This window comes from Reichenbachiella sp. 5M10, assembly GCF_002742335.1.
Taxonomy (GTDB): domain Bacteria; phylum Bacteroidota; class Bacteroidia; order Cytophagales; family Cyclobacteriaceae; genus Reichenbachiella.
This window is the reverse complement of record NZ_MDGR01000007.1, coordinates 3,496,486-3,514,639: the sequence shown is the minus strand read 5'-3', so window position 1 is coordinate 3,514,639 and position 18,154 is coordinate 3,496,486. Positions and strand designations below refer to the sequence as shown.

General features: G+C 43.0%; 17 protein-coding genes. 12 read left to right on the top strand and 5 right to left on the bottom strand.

Going from position 1 to position 18,154, the window contains the following annotated elements; genetic code table 11:
* The 11 genes from secY to BFP72_RS13945 all read left to right on the top strand — a co-directional run bounded on the left by secY (position 1) and on the right by BFP72_RS13945 (position 8,580).
* The gene (gene secY / locus BFP72_RS13995; RefSeq protein WP_099599728.1) at positions 1-1,320 is read left to right on the top strand and encodes a preprotein translocase subunit SecY; all 1,320 of its coding nucleotides are present in this window, start codon (positions 1-3) and stop codon (positions 1,318-1,320) included.
* A 13-nt stretch (positions 1,321-1,333) separates the two neighbouring features.
* A complete protein-coding gene (gene infA, locus BFP72_RS13990; protein ID WP_073122829.1) occupies positions 1,334-1,552 on the top strand; it encodes a translation initiation factor IF-1 in 219 nt (72 codons plus the stop codon).
* 6 nt (positions 1,553-1,558) lie between these two features.
* On the top strand, positions 1,559-1,675 hold the full coding sequence (gene ykgO / locus BFP72_RS13985; RefSeq protein ID WP_099599727.1) for a type B 50S ribosomal protein L36: 117 nt from the start codon (positions 1,559-1,561) through the stop codon (positions 1,673-1,675).
* Between the two features lie 2 nt (positions 1,676-1,677).
* Positions 1,678-2,055, top strand: a complete 378-nt coding sequence (rpsM, locus tag BFP72_RS13980; protein WP_099599726.1) for a 30S ribosomal protein S13 — start codon at positions 1,678-1,680, stop codon at positions 2,053-2,055.
* A 9-nt stretch (positions 2,056-2,064) separates the two neighbouring features.
* Positions 2,065-2,457, top strand: coding sequence for a 30S ribosomal protein S11 (gene rpsK / locus BFP72_RS13975; protein WP_099599725.1), 393 nt, complete (start codon positions 2,065-2,067; stop codon positions 2,455-2,457).
* 24 nt (positions 2,458-2,481) lie between these two features.
* Entirely contained in the window at positions 2,482-3,087 is a 606-nt protein-coding gene (gene rpsD, locus BFP72_RS13970; protein ID WP_099599724.1) for a 30S ribosomal protein S4, read from the top strand.
* Between the two features lie 32 nt (positions 3,088-3,119).
* Positions 3,120-4,109: a DNA-directed RNA polymerase subunit alpha gene (locus BFP72_RS13965; RefSeq protein ID WP_099599723.1), complete on the top strand. Its 990-nt coding sequence runs from the start codon at positions 3,120-3,122 to the stop codon at positions 4,107-4,109.
* A 2-nt stretch (positions 4,110-4,111) separates the two neighbouring features.
* On the top strand, positions 4,112-4,687 hold the full coding sequence (gene rplQ, locus BFP72_RS13960; RefSeq protein ID WP_099599722.1) for a 50S ribosomal protein L17: 576 nt from the start codon (positions 4,112-4,114) through the stop codon (positions 4,685-4,687).
* Between the two features lie 114 nt (positions 4,688-4,801).
* Positions 4,802-5,911 carry a glutamine-hydrolyzing carbamoyl-phosphate synthase small subunit gene (gene carA, locus BFP72_RS13955; RefSeq protein ID WP_099599721.1) on the top strand — a complete coding sequence of 370 codons (1,110 nt, stop codon included), beginning with the start codon at positions 4,802-4,804 and terminating at the stop codon, positions 5,909-5,911.
* Complete coding sequence (eno, locus tag BFP72_RS13950; protein WP_099599720.1) at positions 5,908-7,185, top strand: phosphopyruvate hydratase; 1,278 nt, start codon at positions 5,908-5,910, stop codon at positions 7,183-7,185. The genes carA and eno overlap by 4 nt, the downstream gene beginning before the upstream one ends.
* Before the next feature lie 204 nt (positions 7,186-7,389).
* Positions 7,390-8,580, top strand: coding sequence for a DUF5009 domain-containing protein (locus tag BFP72_RS13945; RefSeq protein WP_099599719.1), 1,191 nt, complete (start codon positions 7,390-7,392; stop codon positions 8,578-8,580).
* A gap of 26 nt (positions 8,581-8,606) precedes the next feature.
* Here the strand turns inward: BFP72_RS13945 and BFP72_RS13940 are convergent, their stop codons facing one another.
* Both BFP72_RS13940 and BFP72_RS13935 read right to left on the bottom strand, forming a co-directional pair.
* Positions 8,607-9,254 (bottom strand): response regulator transcription factor, encoded by a 648-nt coding sequence (locus tag BFP72_RS13940; RefSeq protein WP_099599718.1) that lies wholly within the window; start codon positions 9,252-9,254, stop codon positions 8,607-8,609.
* On the bottom strand, positions 9,254-11,389 hold the full coding sequence (locus BFP72_RS13935; RefSeq protein WP_099599717.1) for a tetratricopeptide repeat-containing sensor histidine kinase: 2,136 nt from the start codon (positions 11,387-11,389) through the stop codon (positions 9,254-9,256). Before BFP72_RS13935 ends, BFP72_RS13940 begins: the two co-directional genes overlap by 1 nt.
* A gap of 158 nt (positions 11,390-11,547) precedes the next feature.
* On the opposite strand from BFP72_RS13935, the gene BFP72_RS13930 reads away from it, so the two are divergent.
* Positions 11,548-13,557: a PKD domain-containing protein gene (locus tag BFP72_RS13930; RefSeq protein WP_143520082.1), complete on the top strand. Its 2,010-nt coding sequence runs from the start codon at positions 11,548-11,550 to the stop codon at positions 13,555-13,557.
* A 92-nt stretch (positions 13,558-13,649) separates the two neighbouring features.
* On the opposite strand, the gene BFP72_RS13925 is transcribed toward BFP72_RS13930, so the two are convergent.
* The 3 genes from BFP72_RS13925 to BFP72_RS13915 all read right to left on the bottom strand — a co-directional run bounded on the left by BFP72_RS13925 (position 13,650) and on the right by BFP72_RS13915 (position 18,089).
* Positions 13,650-16,073: a TonB-dependent receptor domain-containing protein gene (locus BFP72_RS13925; RefSeq protein ID WP_158233417.1), complete on the bottom strand. Its 2,424-nt coding sequence runs from the start codon at positions 16,071-16,073 to the stop codon at positions 13,650-13,652.
* A gap of 73 nt (positions 16,074-16,146) precedes the next feature.
* A complete protein-coding gene (locus BFP72_RS13920) occupies positions 16,147-17,412 on the bottom strand; it encodes a HAMP domain-containing sensor histidine kinase (RefSeq protein WP_099599714.1) in 1,266 nt (421 codons plus the stop codon).
* On the bottom strand, positions 17,409-18,089 hold the full coding sequence (locus BFP72_RS13915) for a response regulator transcription factor (RefSeq protein ID WP_099599713.1): 681 nt from the start codon (positions 18,087-18,089) through the stop codon (positions 17,409-17,411). The genes BFP72_RS13920 and BFP72_RS13915 overlap by 4 nt, the downstream gene beginning before the upstream one ends.
* Positions 18,090-18,154 lie beyond the last annotated feature (65 nt).

The following is an 18,154-nucleotide window of genomic DNA, read 5'->3' as shown; positions in this document are numbered from 1 at the left end:
ATGAAAAAGTTTTTTAGTACGATAAAGAATATTTTTTCTATTGAGGATCTTCGTACGAGGATATTCAACACCGTAGGTTTCTTGATCATTTTTCGATTGGGTACTTATGTGGTGTTGCCTGGTATTGATCCATCAAAATTGGCTGACAAGGCTGAAGGGATATTTGGTTTGCTAGATACATTCTTAGGAGGGGCATTCAACAATGCCTCTATTTTTGGTCTAGGTATCATGCCTTATATTTCTGCATCTATTGTGATTCAGTTGTTGACAATGGCTGTTCCTTATTTCCAGAAATTGCAAAAGGAAGGAGATAGCGGTAGAAAGAAAATTAATCAAATCACAAGGGTGCTTACTATTGTGATCACTTTTGCACAAGGGAGTGCCTACTTAGCGGGGGCTATTCCTGCAGAAGCTATCGTACTTGAAAATAAGGTGATGTTTACTTTCTCGTCTTTGGTTATTTTAACCTCAGGTACCATATTTTGTATGTGGTTGGGAGAGCGTATCACTGATAAAGGTATCGGGAATGGTATTTCAATGTTGATTATGATTGGTATCATATCACGTTTTCCTGGTAGTTTATTGCAAGAGGCGATTACTCGCGGCATGAGTGAGGCGTTGTTTTTCTTGTTAGAATTGATTGCTTTGTTCTTTGTAGTGATGGCGGTTGTCCTGTTGACTCAGGCAGTAAGAAGAATTCCGGTGCAATATGCAAAGCAAGTAGTGGGCAATAAGGTGTATGGTGGTCAGCGTCAGTACATCCCGTTGAAGGTCAACTCTGCAGGTGTAATGCCAATTATATTTGCTCAGTCTTTGATGTTTTTGCCAGCTATGATTGCAAGTTATTTTGCAGACTCTAGTGATGTGGCTCAGTATATAGGAGCTACTTTCTCTAATTTCCAGTCTTGGCAATACAACTTGACGTTTGGAATAATGATTGTTTTGTTCACGTTCTTTTACACAGCAATATCGGTCAATCCGAATCAGATTGCTGATGACATGAAAAGAAATGGTGGATTTATACCAGGTGTGAAGCCTGGATCTGCAACTTCAGAATTCATTGATACAGTTTTGACTAGGGTTACTTTGCCTGGATCTTTGTTTCTGGCAATTGTAGCTGTGATGCCAGCTTTTGCTCAAATGGGCGGAGTGAGTCAGAACTTTGCTCAGTTCTTTGGGGGTACGTCGCTGTTGATTATGGTAGGAGTTATTTTGGATACACTACAACAGATCGAGAGTTACCTACTTATGAGACATTATGAGGGAATGATGAAGTCAGGTAAGTTGAAAGGTAGATCTGAAAACATAGCAGTAGCTTAATAAATTAACTGATATGGCTAAGCAGGCATCAATCGAGCAAGACGGTACAATTAAAGAAGCATTGTCAAACGCAATGTTTAGAGTGGAATTAGAAAATGGGCATGAAGTAATTGCTCACATTTCTGGAAAGATGAGGATGCATTACATCAAGATCTTGCCAGGAGATAAAGTCAAAATGGAGATGTCTCCATATGATTTGAGTAAAGGTAGAATAGTTTATCGCTATAAATAGAAAAATATGAAAGTTAGAGCATCCGTGAAGAAAAGAAGCGCTGACTGTAAAGTCATTCGTAGAAACGGAAAAGTATACGTTATTAACAAAAAGAACCCTAGGTTCAAGCAAAGACAAGGATAATTATGGCTAGGATTGCAGGAGTAGATATTCCAGACAACAAAAGAGGTGAGGTAGCACTTACTTATATTTTCGGACTGGGACGTAGTTCAGCTCAGAAGATTTTGACTGAAGCTGGTGTAGAATTGAGTAAAAAGGTTGACCAGTGGACTGAGGAAGAAGCTGGGAAGATTAGAACTATCATCAGTGAAAACTTCAAGGTAGAAGGTGTTCTAAAGTCAGAAGTTCAGCTTAACATCAAGAGATTGCTTGATATAGGATGCTATAGAGGATTGAGACACAGACGAGGTCTCCCTGTTAGAGGACAGCATACTAAGAACAATGCTAGAACTAGAAAAGGTAAAAGAAAAACTGTTGCCAATAAGAAGAAGGCTACTAAATAATAATTGACAATGGCACAAAAAAGAAAAGATAAAGGTAGAAAAAGAGTTGTTGTTGTAGAGCCGATAGGTCAAGCACACATCAAAGCTTCATTCAACAATATTATCATATCATTGACTAACCAAACAGGTCAAGTGATATCTTGGGCTTCTGCTGGAAAAATGGGCTTCAAAGGCTCTAAAAAGAATACTCCTTATGCCGCTCAAGTAGCTGCTCAGGATTGTGCACAGGCTGCCTATGAATTGGGTCTTAGAAAAGTTGAGGTATTTGTGAAAGGACCTGGAGCAGGTAGAGAATCTGCTATCCGTACAATCCAAAATGCAGGTATTGAAGTGACTATGATCAAGGATGTGACTCCATTGCCACACAACGGATGTAGACCTCCTAAAAGAAGAAGAGTTTAATATCATTTTTAGAAGAAATAGAAAATGGCAAGATATAGAGGACCAAAAACAAAGATTGCGAGGAAGTTCAACGACCCGATCTATGGCCCAGATAAAACTTTAGCTAAAAAGAACTATCCTCCAGGACAACATGGTAGAGGTAGAAGAAAGAAGCAGTCTGAGTATGCAATTCAGCTTGCTGAAAAGCAAAAGGCTAAATACACCTATGGCTTGTTAGAGAAACAATTCTCTAATTTGTTTGAAAGCGCTTCTAGAAAAAGTGGTATTACTGGTGAAATCTTATTGCAGATGTTGGAATCAAGATTGGACAATGTGGTGTTTAGATTAGGTATTGCTCCTACGAGAAATGCGGCTAGACAACTTGCTCTACATAAGCATATCACGGTAAATGGCGAAGTGGTAAATATTCCATCATATGCTGTGAAACTAGGTGATGTAGTAGCTGTGAGAGAGAAGTCTAAATCTTTGGAGGCAATCACATACAGCTTGTCAAGAGGTAGCGTTTCTAAATATCCATGGTTGGAGTGGAATGCTACAGATCTAGCAGGCAAACTAACTGTACTTCCTACAAGAGAGGAAATCCCTGAAAACATCAAGGAGCAGTTGATCGTCGAATTGTACTCTAAATAATCTATTCATTAATATTTAAGCAAGAAATAATTATGTCAATACTAGCATTTCAAATGCCTGAAAAAGTGGTGATGGAGAAAGCTGATGATTTTCATGGCTTATTTACCTTCAAACCTCTTGAGCAAGGCTATGGAGTAACTGTCGGTAATGCATTGAGAAGAATCTTATTGTCTTCCTTAGAAGGTTACGCTATTACAGGAATTAAAATCCCTGGAGTATTGCATGAATTTTCTACAATTGAAGGTGTAGTAGAGGATGTTTCTGAGATCATTTTGAATCTAAAAATGGTTCGATTCAAGAAGATTGGAGACGTAGCAGATAGTAAGATTGTAGTAAGTTTATCTGGTAAGAAGGAATTCAAGGCAGGTGATATAACTGGTTCTACAGATGCATTTGAGGTCTTGAATCCTGATCATGTGATCTTGAATATGGACGAAAGTGTAAACTTCGAGATCGAATTGTCGATAGAGAAGGGTAGAGGGTACGTTGCAGCAGAGGAGAACAAGCCAGGAGAGCAAGTCTTCGGTTTTATTCCAATTGATGCGGTATTTACACCAATCAAGAATGTGAAATTCTCTGTGGAAAACACGAGAGTGGAGCAAAAGACTGATTATGAACAATTGATCTTAGATATTGAGACTGATGGTTCTATTCATCCAGAGAATGCTTTGAAAGGAGCAGCAAATATTCTGATTCAGCACTTTATGTTGTTCTCAGATCAGACTATGATCTTGGATACACATGATGCGGGCGAGCCTGAGGCTGTGGATGAGGAAATGCTACACATGAGAAAGTTGTTGAAAACTGGACTGAATGATTTGGATCTATCTGTCAGAGCGTACAACTGTTTGAAAGCTGCTGATGTGAGATCATTGGGAGATTTGGTAAGACTGGAGATTTCTGACATGATGAAGTTCAGAAACTTTGGTAAGAAATCATTAGCTGAACTAGAGCAACTAGTTGCTGACAAGAACTTAACTTTTGGCATGGATTTGTCAAAATATAAATTAGACGAGGAGTAAAAATGAGACACGGGAAGAAATTTAATCATTTAGGTAGAACAGCATCGCACAGAGGCGCGATGTTATCTAACATGGCTTCTTCTTTGATTTTGCACAAGAGAATTACAACTACTGTTGCAAAAGCAAAAGCTTTAAGAAAATATGTTGAGCCTATCATCACTAGAGCAAAGGATGATACTACTCATTCAAGAAGAGTTGTTTTCTCTTACTTGCAAAATAAGGAGTCTGTAAAGGAATTGTTTGGTGAAGTTGCTGACAAAGTAGCAACAAGACCAGGTGGTTACACTAGAATCTTTAAAACAGGTACTAGACTAGGGGACAACGCTGATATGTGTATCATGGAGTTGGTCGACTACAACGAACTGTTGTTGCAAGAAACAGCTCCTGCTAAAGCGAAGACAAGAAGAAGTAGAAGAGGAGGTAGCAAAGCTGCTGAGGCATCTACTGCAGTAGAAGCAGAAGTAGTAGAAGAAGCTGTGGAGGCAAAAGAAGTCACTGAGACTCCAGAGGCTAAGACAGAAGATACTACTGAAAATAGTGAATCTGCTGATGATTCTAAGAAAGAAGACAAAGATTAATTGAAAAGGATATAATCATATTAAAGCCATCTCGATAAGTTTCGAGATGGCTTTTTTTATGTCAAAAAAATAGTAAGATTTGCGGTAATTTATTCACCTTGTGGATTGACACATATGAAATTAAAACAAAGAGAAAAGGCGTTTCTACTTTTGGCAGATGGAAGTTGCTTCGAAGGCACCTCTATCGGAAGTAAAGGTACTAGTGGTGGTGAGATTTGCTTCAATACTGGGATGACCGGTTATCAAGAGGTATATACAGATCCATCGTATTTTGGACAGATTATAGTGAACACGAATGCACATATAGGAAACTATGGTGCAGTGGATGTGGAGCAAGAGTCTGATAGACCCAAAATCAATGGATTGGTGGTCAGTGAGTATTCGGAGATACATAGTAGACATGATGGAGAAAGTACGCTGGATGAATATCTGAGCAATCATGGGATTGTAGGAATTGCCAATCTGGATACAAGAAAGATTGTCAAGCATATTCGTAGCAAAGGTGCAATGAACGCTATTATCTCATCTGAGTATCAGGAAATCGAGCAACTCAAGTCTGAATTGGCTAAAGTGCCGAGTATGGATCACTTAGAGTTGTCTAGTCGTGTGACTACTGCTGAGCCGTACTTGATGAATGAAGGGGCTGAGTTTAAAGTAGCAGTACTGGATATTGGAGTGAAGAAATCTATATTGTCCAATATGGTAGATCGAGGGTGTGAGCTCAAGGTTTTTCCTGCGAAAAGCACTTTCGAAGAGATGAAGAGTTACAATCCAGATGGATACTTTATTTCAAATGGACCTGGTGATCCAGCAGCTATGCCATATGCCGTCGAGACCGTGAAGCAAATTCTGCAACAGGACAAGCCTATGTTTGGCATTTGTTTGGGGCATCAAATCATTGCTTTGGCGAATGGGGTAAGTACTTTCAAAATGCACCATGGACACAGAGGTCTCAACCACCCTGTGAAGAACATTATCTCTGGTTTGAGTGAGGTGACTTCTCAGAATCATGGATTTGCAGTCAATAGAGAGGAAGTAGAAGCCTCCGATACATTAGAATTAACACACATTAATCTCAATGATCATACCGTAGCAGGAATTAGAGTGAAAGGGAAACCTGTTTTCTCGGTGCAACATCACCCAGAGGCATCTCCTGGACCACATGATTCACGGTATTTATTTGACGATTTCATTCAACTAATTAAAAAACATAGAAAATCATGAGTTTGATCGAAAGTGTATTTGCAAGACAAATACTGGATTCTAGAGGGAATCCAACCATCGAAGTAGATGTAGTAACTGAAAGTGGTGTGTTAGGTAGAGCTGCGGTTCCATCTGGCGCTTCGACTGGAGTAAACGAAGCTGTCGAGTTGAGAGATGGTGACAAGAGTACATACCTAGGAAAAGGTGTGTTGAAAGCGGTTGAAAACGTAAATGACGTACTTCAGCCTGAATTGATCGGATTGTCTGTGTTTGATCAGAGATACATTGATCAATTGATGATTGATCTTGACGGTACAGATACCAAATCGAAATTAGGGGCTAATGCGATTTTGGGAATTTCTTTGGCGGTAGCAAAAGCAGCGGCTGAAGAGCTTGGCTTGCCGTTGTTTAGATATATCGGTGGTACAAATGCGCATACATTGCCTGTACCGATGATGAATATCATCAATGGTGGATCTCACTCGGATGCTACGATCGCTTTTCAAGAATTTATGATCAGACCTGTAGGTGCTGAGACATTCTCTCAGGCAATGCAAATGGGGGCCGAGACATTTCATGCCTTGGCAAAAATATTGAAAGCCAAAGGATTGAGTACTGCAGTAGGGGACGAAGGTGGGTTCGCTCCAGCGTTCACTGGTGGTACCGAAGAAGCATTGGAAAGTGTATTGGATGCAATCAAAGCTGCAGGGTATGAGCCTGGCAAGGATATTACTATTGGTTTGGATTGTGCTTCTTCGGAGTTCTTTGTCGACGGAAAATACGATTATGCGAAATTTGAAGGGCCTAATGGTAAAGTAAGAGACATGAATGAGCAGGTGGATTACTTGGCTTCATTGGTGGAGAAATACCCGATCGATTCTATAGAAGATGGTTGTGCCGAAGAGGATTGGGCTGCTTGGGCTGCCTTGACTGCTAAAATCGGTGACAAATGTCAGCTGGTAGGTGATGATCTATTCGTGACCAATGTGAAGTTCTTGCAAAGAGGGATCGAAGAGAAATCAGCGAATTCTATCTTGATCAAAGTAAACCAAATTGGTACCTTGTCTGAGACTTTGGATGCTATCGAAATGGCTCATAAAGCAGGTTTCACCGCAGTGATCTCTCATAGATCAGGGGAAACCGAAGATGCTACGATTGCTGATATCGCTGTAGCGACTAACGCAGGTCAAATCAAGACAGGATCACTTTCTAGATCTGATAGAATGGCTAAATACAATCAATTGTTGAGAATCGAAGAGGAACTAGGAGAGATCGCTAGATTCCCTAAGGCATAATCAACGAGAACAATACGATACAAAGCCCCTGACAAATGTCGGGGGCTTTTTTTGTTTGATGCTGTACTGTCTTATGGAACACTTGTTTTGCAGTACAGCGATGTGGCTTGGCCAAAGAGCTAAAATTGAGTGTTATATTTTGTGATGATTTGGATTCCTTGTAATTTCCTTGTCTCTATTTTTTTCATTAGGAGCTACTTTACTATGAGGATAAAGAAGGATTTGTACCAAGGACGTGTCCTATCGATTGACGCGATGAGAGGGATTACTATTTTGGTGATGATATTTGTCAATGAACTTGCCGGGGTGTCAGATGTGCCGCTTTGGATGAAACATATGCCTGCGGATGCAGATGGAATGACTTTTGTCGATCTGGTTTTTCCTGGATTTTTGTTTATCGTGGGGATGTCGGTGCCTTTTGCATTCAATGCAAGGTTGATCAAAGGAGATAGTGTTTGGGGAATTTGGAAGCATACATGTCAGAGGGCTCTTGCACTGATCGTAATGGGCGTGTATATGGTCAATGCTGAGTATGGCTATGATGAATCTCGGATGGTGATTTCTGCCTCGCTATGGGCTTTCTTTGCTTATAGTCTACCCATCCCCATATGGAACAAATACAAAAGAAACTTTCCAATTGTGTGGAAGAATACTCTGCAGTATGGAGGAATGATTGGGTTGTTGATATTGTACTTTTTGTATGTACGTGATGATGGTCAAGTAGGACTTATTGCCAAATGGTGGGGGATTTTGGGCTTGATTGGTTGGGCCTATTTATTTTCTGTAATTGTATATTGGTTGGTAAATGGAGACGTAAAGTTGTTGACGATTTTTTTCTTGTTGTGTATAGGTGTTAGTTGTACTGCATCTGCCACTAGCATATCGATACAAGATCAATTTTGGTTTGAGTTTTCTGCTATCCATCTGACGCATGCTTCGATTGTCAGCGCGGGAGTGATTGTGTCTTTGCTGTTTTTTGAGAAAGGTAAGGATGTTCGTGTCCATTGGTCTGTGATTGGTTTTACTATACTCTTGTTGGTGATGGGCTATTTACTGAGGCCCTATTTTGGGGTTTCCAAAATTAGAGCCACTCCATCTTGGTGTCTGTATTCATCAGCTCTATGCACGGTGATGTATTATTTCCTGTATGAGTTGATGGAGTGCAAGAAGAGAGTGGCTTGGAGTAGTTTTTTTATGCCTGCTGCGGCCAATCCTCTATTGATTTACATCCTGCCAGGTATTATTATATATTTCAACTTGTCGATAGGTTTGCGATTGACTCCTGATTACTTCACTAGAGGAGTGCCTGGTATATTGTGGTGTGCAGTGTTTTCCGTACTGATGGTGTTTTTGATGAAGGTATTCAATAGGATCAATATTCGATTGCACCTATAGCTTTATTTGTCTAGATACCAGGCCTCTTATATTTCGACCAATCCTTGCTTGATTGCATACTTGACGAGCTCGGCGGTGGAGTGAAGGTTAAGTTTCTTTTGGAGGTTGGCTTTGTGTGATTCGATGGTTTTGGGACTTACACAGAGGGTATCAGCGATTTGTTTGTGTTGTCGACCTTTGGCGATTTCCATCAATACTTCTTCTTCTCGTTTGGTGAGGATACTGTGCTGATCTTTGCCTGTCATGATACCCGTGGCGAAACTTTCGAAGACCGTATTGGAGACTATTTGGTCAAAGTAGTATTCGCCTCGTGATACTCTGCATATAGCTTCTATGATCTCCTTTTTTTCTACTTCTTTGGTCAAGAAACCACGCGCACCTGCTTTGATAGACTGTACTATGGTCTCCATCTCTTTGAGAGCGGTGAGCATGATGATCCCCATATTAGGAAAATGACCACTGAGTTGTTCGGCTAGTGCGATGCCTGAGAGTTGCTTCAGGTTGATGTCGAGTAGTAGTACGTCGGTTTGTTTGGCTAGATCACTACTTAGGTATTCTTCGGCAGATTGGAATGCGCCGATGATATGGATGCTAGACTCTCCGCAAAGTAAGGAAGAGAGTCCTTGGAGCATAATTTTGTGATCGTCGATGAAAGCTACTTGGATTGGTTTCATTAAGCTGCAGTGGGTTTAGGTAGATATAGTGTAAACGTACTGCCTCTGCCTAGCGTACTTTTTAGATTCAGTTTTCCGTTGTTTTTTTTGACGAATTCGTCGCATAAGATCAGACCGAGTCCGCTACCCTTGTTTGGCGAATTGCCAATCTTACTCGCGTCTTGAGTGATGTCAAACAATTGCTTTTGTTCTTGGTCAGACATGCCGATACCCGTGTCTTGGATGTTGATTTTGACATAGTCCTGATCCTCTGTCGCTGATATGGATATTAGGCCTTTCTCGTTCGTGAATTTGACCGCATTGACGAGCAAGTTGCGAAAAACTAAGTCTATGGTCGCTTCATCTATCAGAGAGATGGTTTTGTCTTCGATACACATGGATACTTCTATGTTTTTTTGATGTGCGGTGCTTTGGATGAGTCTGACGTTGTTTTCGAGGAGGGTTTTTAGATCCACGAGCTGTGGGTTGATCTTCATACTTTCTGTCTGCGAGAGAGCCCATTGGAGGAGGTTTTGCAGGAGTTCGGATAGCTGATTGGAGGATAGTCGGAGTTCTTCCAACTGTTCTTTGAGTTGCTCGGTCGAATAGTGGTCTATATTGTTAGCCAATCCAGTTGTGAGCATTTTGAATGCAGAGAGTGGGTTTCTTAGATCGTGTGCGATGATGGCGAAAAACTTGTTTTTGGCAGAGTTGAGTTTTTCCAATTCTTCGTTTTTGATGGATAGCATACGTTCGGTACGTAGCTTGAGCTTGTACCTGCTCCAAAGGATCACTGCTACAAGTAGGATGAGGGCAAGCAATAGTAGGAGCCAGTTGCGTAGTGCGTTTCCTTGTGCTAATTTGAGTGTGGCTATTTCATTCTCTTTGTCTAGGAGAGAGATTTGGTTGTCTCGGTTATTGATTTCATAGTTTTTTTGAAGTCTGCTGATTTCACTGATTTTGGTTTCGTTGAGGATACTGTCCGAATAGGCTTTGAAAAGCTCATGATGACGCAGTGCTCTTTGGTAATCACCTGTGACTTTGTACAACTCGTAGTAGGTTTCGTTTAGTTGTTCTCTGATGGCAAAAGATGTGAGCTCTTCTGATTCTTCTTGTGCCTGTTCGATAGCTGTTTTTGCGGAAGTATAATCCCCGAGCAATCGGTAGTTGATAGAGGTGCTTATGAGACAATTGACGGCATTTCGTCGCATTTGGGCTTTTACAAACGTTGGATAGGCCTTCATATAGTACTTGATACTGGTTCGATATTTTTGTAGTGAAAAATTGACCGATGCGATGTTGTAGTAAGCAAATGCAAAACCCAAGGTATCCTGAATGGACTGGCTGAGTTTTAGCGCTCCTTCGTTGTAGTACAGTGAGCTGTCGTAGTTTTTCATTTGTCGATAGGTATTGCCCATGTTGAGGTAGCTTATACTCAATCCGAATATGTCGTTGTCCGTACGTTGGAGGGCCATGGCTTTCCGGTTGAAGCGGAGTGATTCGTCATAGTTTCCCATTTTTCTGAATATCTGTGAAACACTACTGTAGGTCTTGGCGAGTTTGGTGCTACCCTGTTTCTCTTTGATGATCAAGGCATTCATATAGTACTCGATGGCTTCTTGGTTTTGACTGAGATGGTTGGCTACATTGCCGAGGTTGTTGTACACAAAACCCATGGAGATAGAGTCAGGTAGCGCGATAGCTATTTTGAGTGCTTCACTGAGGGTTTGTTTGGCTTCAATGAGGTCGTCTATTTGGGTCTGTTGGTCGCCTAGGACCGCCAATGCGTGGAGCAAGACCTTGGGAGAAGGGAGTGCACGTGCTGCTGGAAGGAGCTTTTGTAGACTGTCTATACTTTGTTGACGGCCTTGGAGTAGACCGATCGCAGAGGCCTCTTCGATTTGTATCCACAACAGATCTTTATGATTATTGAGTTCCATGGCGAGTTGTTTGGCTTCCTCACTCAGACTTAGAGTCAATTTGGCTTGCTCTCTGTTTTCAGTAGGGTGTGTGCAGAGACTGACCAAGGTTCGCAGGCGTTCGTCCTGATTTTGACTATCCAAAACAAAGCGGATACTGTCCATGTTGCTCAAGGATTGTGCTTGTCCAAGGTGTATCAAGTTCAAGCTCAATAGAATAAATACAATTGATTTCATACAGGGGATAGAGGATTATGAGGGATTTCCCTAGGTAAAGTTCAGGAGAATACCCGATTGACAAAGCGCTTTCGTCCTCTCTAAATTAGCAAATCCATTTGATTAACAGGAGTATCCCAAATAGAATTAACATTATGAAAATCAATCAGAAATTAAACATGGCACTTATAAGTTGTGCCTTTTTTGCAAGTTCAATGCTCGTATCATGCGGAGATGATGATACAAGCCCTAATGAGGGTGGAGCGGTCACTGTCGATGCAGGTCCCGATCAAAGTATCGGTTTGGGCGAGACGGCCACACTCCAGGGGAGTGGTACAGATGCCAATGGAGACGATCTGGTGTTTTTATGGGTTTTCACTCAGGTACCTAGTGGCGTGAGTACTGCCTCAGTGACTGATCCATCTGACCCTCAGACGACATTCACGCCGACAGAAGCGGGAGAGTATGTGTTGGAGTTGACGGGCGTGGATGGCCAGGGTGAGAGTGATGACGATGAGGTCACCATCACCGTGACAGGTACTGCGTCAGATTTGCCGATAGAAATTGGTGGAAGTATAGATGAAGATTGGACACTGGTCAACCGATTTGATGATCCAGACAAGGCCGACTACATCGCTTCATCCAATGTCTATCTTAGCGCTATATTAACAGTCGAAGCAGGGGTTAAAATTGTCTTCGATGATGATGCTGGACTAGACGTGAATACTTCAGGTTCGGTCATTGCTATTGGTACACAAGACAAACCCATCCTAATGACAGGTAAGCAAGGAGTGGTAGGGTTTTGGAAAGGAATCAATGTACAGTCTAACAACACGACCAATGCGCTTGACTATGTGACGGTAGAGTATGCGGGTAGCAGTGGTTTTGATGGCGCGAATCTATTGGCCAATTTGATGGTGGAGGACGATGGTCGGATTGTAGTTAGTCACTCTACATTTAGTCATGGTAATGGTGCGGGAGTGTACGTTCGAAATGTGAATTCTAAATTGGTGGATTTTGCGAGCAATACGATCACTGCGAATAAGGTGCCGGTAGTGGCGCTGTTCAACCATTATCAATACTTTGATGTGGACTCTGACTACATGGGCAATACGGATGACTATATCCAGACCGAAGGGAGTTCGTCTGCTACCACGAGCGACGTGACTTGGGGAGCCCTCAATGTCCCTTATATGTTGCCAGGTAGGATTCAGTATATCGAGTCTGATATCACCGTAGCGGCGGGAGTAGAGATCATAGGTCAGTCGGGGAGTGGTCTGGAAATTATGTCTAGCGGGAGCCTTACTGCAGTGGGGACTTCTACCGACAAGATCACATTCAGAGGGGATCAGGATTTAAGAGGTGTGTGGTTAGGTTTGTCGTTTCATTCCAACAATTCAGCCAATGAATTGACATACGTAGAGTTCAGCAATGGTGGAGAGAAGGGTTTTGATGGAGCCAATCTATTGAGCAATGTCATGGTTGACGATGCGGGACGTTTGAAAATCACTCATTCTAAGTTGTCCAAGAGTGCAGGGTACGGTGTGTATACCCGTGACCTGGAGTCTACTTTGGTGGATTTTGCAGACAATGTGATCACAGACAATGATGCCCCTGTCATGACACGGTATAATCACTACCATTACTTCGATGCAGCGTCTGATTACAGTGGAAATACTGATGATTATATTGATTCGTATTGGGGAAATAAAGAATCTTCTGGCGCTAGGACATGGCAAGCTCTCAATGTGCCGTATCGTTTGGCGCCAAACATAGAGGATATCTACATTCAAGTCACCATCAATGCTGGGGCTGAGTTTTTGGGGCAACCCAATGGAGGCTTCCAAATCCAAGATGGAGGCAGCATGAAAGCGAACGGTACAAGTACGGATCACGTGGTTTTCAAGGGGGAAGAAGATGAGTTGGGGTACTGGAAAGGCATTCGGTTCTTGTCCAATAGCTCAAACAATGCCTTTACCTATACAGACATCTCCAATGGAGGCGAAGAAGGATTTGATGGAGCCAACAGAAAAGCGAACCTAGAAGTAGGAGACGGTGCTCAATTCAGTGCTGAAAATTGCTCTTTCAATAAAAGTGGTGATGCAGGTGTGCGTGTACAGTCAGGAGGCGTTTTTACCAATACCAACAACTCTTTCAGTAACAACACTGGAGTAGATGTAGATAGTTGACGTCAGTTGTATTTTGTTGTGAAAAATGAAAGCTCTCGTGTAGGTCGAGAGCTTTTTTGTTTTCTCAGTATGCCCTTTCTGATAGAGTTGATTTACATGTCACTGTCACCATCTTGTACACCAGGACGTTTGTTATCATTGTTCATTTTGGGCTTTCGTTGGTTGAGTCGGTAGGTGAAGCTCAGAGTAAATTGGCGTGACCTCCACTGGAACTCTGACTCTGATTCGAAACTGTCCGTGAACTGTTCGGAGCGGTAGACTCGTGTGTTGAATAGATCCTGTACGCTAGCGGTCAGTGTACCCTTGCCCTCGAATACTTCACGTGTAAAGCCTGCATCTACGGTGTAGAAAGCCAATCGCTTGCCTTGGGTGTTGTTTTGCGGTCCTCGGTAGTTGAGGTTCGCTTGAAAGTCAATGTCCCAAGGCAGGTCGAATTTTGAATTGACTCTGGCGCTGTAGGAGCGAGCATCCGCATCGAAGGATTCTCCCTCCGCTTCTCCTGATGTGATGCGGCGGTAGAAGTTGAAGTTACCGTTCATCGAAAACCAATCTGTGAAATCCTTGGATAGATTGATCTCAAAGCCATAGGCATCTTCTGTTGCAAGGTTGTAGAGCTTGGAGTAGATCACACCATCCTCGCCGGGTATAGTACTCGCGAAACTCAAGCGCTCGATCTCGTTGGTGGTGTGGTTGTAGTAGACCCCTCCGTAGAAAGATGCTGTCTCCCAATTTTGTAAGAAACCCACTTCGTAGGCGTCGGTCAGCTCTGGATCGAGATCGGGGTTTCCTATACGGAAATTTCTGTTGTCACTGTAACTGCTGATGGGATTGAGGTTTCTAAACCCTGGCCTGCGTAAGCGACGAGAATAGCTAAGCTGTACGTTTTGCTCTGGGCTGAACTCATAGGTCAGATGAGCCGAAGGGAAGAAGTTTGTGTAATTCTTGTTGTTGGTCTCATGCTGACTTTCTGAATCGAGCACGGTTTGGATGTCGGTAACCTCTACCCGTGCACCTACCTGGTAGGAGAAACTCCCTATTTTGTTGCCATAGATGGCATAGCCTGCATAGATGTTTTCGTGGTAGGAGAAGTCGTTGGTGAAGCGTAGCAGGGTGTTCCATGTCCCGTTGTTGAGTTCTTCGATTTTGTAGTTGTTTTTGATTTGACGGATGGTGGAGCGTAGACCGACTTCAAATTTGCTAGACTCAGTAATAGGGTGCACGTAGTCTGCTTGGAGTAGGATGTTATTTTCTCCTTCATCGTTACGTACTCGCTGGCTCAGGTCTTCGTCGTTGACAGAGCTTTGTTCGATACCGGATTGTTCCAACTCGTTGTTGTCTCTGTACTGAGCGTAGAGTGATAGTTTTCGTTCTTCTTGGGCGAAGGTCTTCTCGTAGTTGAGGGATAGCTCTGTGAGGCTTTCGTCTTCTGTTTCTTCGTCGATGCGCTGTGTGGTATTGACGACTTGGTCGCTAGCGATATCTTGGTAGGACAAACGTGTTTCGTTTTCCTCGTCTCCAGTGTTGTATATCCCGCTGACTGTAAGCTTGTTGTAGTCATTGATGTAGTAGTCAGCTCCTACTCGGTAGTTTTGAGAGAGTCCCCCTCGGTTGTGCTTACGGTCTGTGTCTGTCGAAAACGTTGAGTCTTGTTCGAAGTAGGTCGAGTAGGACTTGCCATAGCCGTTGTATTGGTTGTAGCGAAGACCTGCGCTGGCGAAGAAGTTGATCTTGCCGGAGCGGTAGTTGATACTGGCGTTGGGGTTGACGAGATCGGGATAGCCAAGGGTCAATCCAAAAGTACCGTTGAACCCTTTTTGGGCGTCTTTCTTCAAGACAATGTTGATGATCCCTGCGGTGCCTTCTGCATCGTATCGAGCAGAGGGGTTGGTGATCACCTCGATGCGTTCGATCATGTCTCCTTGGAGTTGCTTGAGTGCATCTTGGCTGCTGATCCCTGCCATGCCTGAGGGTTTGCCGTTGATGAGAATGTTGACATTGTCATTGCCGCGTAAGGAAACGTTTCCTTCGATATCGACCTGTACAGAGGGGATGTTGTCGAGGATATCCGAGGCATTCTTTCCAATATTACTGATGTTTTCCCCGACGTTGAAGGTCTTTTTGTCGAGGGAGAATTCAAACTGATCTTTTTGTCCCGTGACGACTACTTCTTCGAGTTGTTGGCTGTCTTCTTCGAGTCCTATTGCCCCTAGGTTGACGGCCCCATTTGTGACAGATACATTGATGCGCTTGGTCGTGTAGGAAACGAACTGTACTTCTACATAATATTCTCCTGGTTGGACTTGAAACGTAAAGGCGCCCCCTTCTTGAGTGATCGTACCAGAGATAAGTGCATCTGTGGTACGGTCGTGTATGGATACAGTAGCGTAGGCGAGCTCTTCGTTGGTGCTTTGGTCCACAATACGACCGTGGATGTCGTGAGTAGCTTGTACGGCACCTGCATAGGTCATGCTTGGGTATACGATACAGGCGAATAGGATGATGTATAGTATCCTCATTTTGTTAGTCTTCTTTTGTTTGAATGTTTGACGACTCAAATTTCGAATAGAAATCTGAGTATAATTTGAAGTTTTAGAAACGAATGGTGATTTGATGGGTTGCCTGGGAGGAGAAATACTCATACGTCAAGGTGTACCCTGATACTTCACAGATTTTTTTGACGATGGATAGTCCCAGTCCGATCGAGTCACTTTGTGCGCTGTTTTTTTTGAAGCGTTTCATCAAGTCGGCGGTCGAGGTGTTCAGTTGTGCTCCAGAGTTGGAAATGACAAAGGACTGACGGGTCAATTGGATGTCGATGAACCCGTCAGCAGGCAAGTTGTGCTTGATGGCATTTTGTAGCAGGTTGTGCAAGAGTACCTCTATCAATACAGGGTCATTTTGTAGGGTCACGTCACTGGAGAGTAGGGTTTTGAGGTGAATGTCTTTGAGTTCGAAGATGTCTTCTTTCTCTAGGCACAGAGTTTCGATGAGAGGCTTGAGTTGGATGTTTGTCGATTGATTGAATTCCTCGTTTTCGATGCGGCTCAGGGTGACCAAAGACTGTTGTATTTTGGAGACTTTGTTGAGTGCATTTTGTGCCTGGACAATCCAGTTCATTTGTTGTTCGTCTTGGTTTTTGTCTTGGATCAGTAGGTCTAGTTTGCCCGAAGCGATAGCAAGAGGCGTACGGATTTCGTGTGCGATGTTTTCTGAAAACTCCTTGAGGTTGTTGTAGTCTCGTACGGTGCGGTTTGTCATGTTCTCGATGAAATCATTGAGTTTCTCAAATTCATAAGTGCGAGAAGGCTCCATGACTAATGGGGTCGAAGTTTGGACGTTGAAGTCCTTGATTTTGCTGAGTGTATGGTGAAAGGGTTTGAGCAACCACTTCGAAATGAATAGGCTGTAGAGTACTGAGAGTACCGAGAGTAAGAGGAAGACGACAGCTGTGGCTTTGAATGTGCCGTAGAATGTATCCAAAGGTTCGACGACTGATTCAAATATCTGGAAGCGGTACCATTGGTCTTGGACTTGGGTTACTTTATTGATTTTACGGTGGTGAATGACCTCTTTGGATGGGCCGTGGTAGGCCATGGTGTCGTATAGCGAATGAGTGACTTGTATGCCTAGCGTGTCGGTGATTCGGTTGATTTGAATATTCTTGTCGTTGAGAGATTGGTAGGGGACTCCCTTGTCAATAAACCGTGAGAGTTGGTTTACTTGACTTTTGAGTTCATAGTCAGTCTCCTTGTCGATGAGTTCGGTGAATGTGACATAGTAGTAGACCCCTCCTAGGGATAGGACGACCAAACTGAGCAAGAGGTAAAAGAGAATGAATTTTTGGACGAGTTTCATGAATCTAGAGCGTATTTGTATCCCGAACCGTATACGGTTTGGATGAAGTCATTGCCGCCTGCGGAGATGATTTTTTTTCGAAGGTTTTTGATATGCTGGTAGACGAAATCCAGCGACCCTAAGGTGTCAGTGTAGTCTCCCCAGAGATGTTCTGCGATGGCGAGTTTGGTCAATACCCGATTTTTGTTGGCATAGATGTAGACGAGTAGGTCGTATTCTTTTTTGGTGAGTGTGACGGGAGTCTGGTCGACAATCACCTCTTGCTTGTCCGTGTCGATACTGATGTTGCCCAAATGGAGGATTTGGTTGCCGTCGAGTTTGTTGCGGCGGTAGAGGGCTTTGAGTCGAGCGATGAGTTCGGTCATGAAGTAGGGCTTGGTGATGTAGTCATCCGCTCCTAGGTTGAGGCCGTCTACCTTGTCGTTGATTTCGTTTTTGGCGGAAGCGATCAGTATGGCCGAACTGATGTTGCGGGCTTTGACGAAGGGGATGATATCCATGCCGTCTCCATCGGGGAGCATGCGGTCGAGGATCAGTACGTCATAGTCAAAGGAAATGAGTTTTTCCTTGCATGCCGCTATGCTGTCGGCACATTCGCAGAGGATGCCTTCATTTTTGAGATAGGTGACGATGTTGTTTTGTAGCTCGAGATTGTCTTCTGTCAGTAATACTTTCATGTCCGATTTTTCCTGACTACAAAATAAGCATGGGATTCTGTATTTTCTTTGAAGTAGTAATTTTA

Bases quoted from the DNA above. Each gene is read 5' to 3' on its own strand.
- eno (WP_099599720.1), top strand. From the start codon at position 5,908: ATGAGTTTGATCGAAAGTGTATTTGCAAGACAAATACTGGATTCTAGA.
- rpsD (WP_099599724.1), top strand. From the start codon at position 2,482: ATGGCAAGATATAGAGGACCAAAAACAAAGATTGCGAGGAAGTTCAAC.
- carA (WP_099599721.1), top strand. From the start codon at position 4,802: ATGAAATTAAAACAAAGAGAAAAGGCGTTTCTACTTTTGGCAGATGGA.
- secY (WP_099599728.1), top strand. From the start codon at position 1: ATGAAAAAGTTTTTTAGTACGATAAAGAATATTTTTTCTATTGAGGAT.
- BFP72_RS13945 (WP_099599719.1), top strand. From the start codon at position 7,390: ATGAGGATAAAGAAGGATTTGTACCAAGGACGTGTCCTATCGATTGAC.
- BFP72_RS13940 (WP_099599718.1), bottom strand. From the start codon at position 9,254: ATGAAACCAATCCAAGTAGCTTTCATCGACGATCACAAAATTATGCTC.
- rpsK (WP_099599725.1), top strand. From the start codon at position 2,065: ATGGCACAAAAAAGAAAAGATAAAGGTAGAAAAAGAGTTGTTGTTGTA.
- BFP72_RS13920 (WP_099599714.1), bottom strand. From the start codon at position 17,412: ATGAAACTCGTCCAAAAATTCATTCTCTTTTACCTCTTGCTCAGTTTG.
- BFP72_RS13925 (WP_158233417.1), bottom strand. From the start codon at position 16,073: ATGAGGATACTATACATCATCCTATTCGCCTGTATCGTATACCCAAGC.
- infA (WP_073122829.1), top strand. From the start codon at position 1,334: ATGGCTAAGCAGGCATCAATCGAGCAAGACGGTACAATTAAAGAAGCA.
- BFP72_RS13915 (WP_099599713.1), bottom strand. From the start codon at position 18,089: ATGAAAGTATTACTGACAGAAGACAATCTCGAGCTACAAAACAACATC.
- rplQ (WP_099599722.1), top strand. From the start codon at position 4,112: ATGAGACACGGGAAGAAATTTAATCATTTAGGTAGAACAGCATCGCAC.
- ykgO (WP_099599727.1), top strand. From the start codon at position 1,559: ATGAAAGTTAGAGCATCCGTGAAGAAAAGAAGCGCTGACTGTAAAGTC.
- rpsM (WP_099599726.1), top strand. From the start codon at position 1,678: ATGGCTAGGATTGCAGGAGTAGATATTCCAGACAACAAAAGAGGTGAG.
- BFP72_RS13930 (WP_143520082.1), top strand. From the start codon at position 11,548: ATGGCACTTATAAGTTGTGCCTTTTTTGCAAGTTCAATGCTCGTATCA.
- BFP72_RS13935 (WP_099599717.1), bottom strand. From the start codon at position 11,389: ATGAAATCAATTGTATTTATTCTATTGAGCTTGAACTTGATACACCTT.
- BFP72_RS13965 (WP_099599723.1), top strand. From the start codon at position 3,120: ATGTCAATACTAGCATTTCAAATGCCTGAAAAAGTGGTGATGGAGAAA.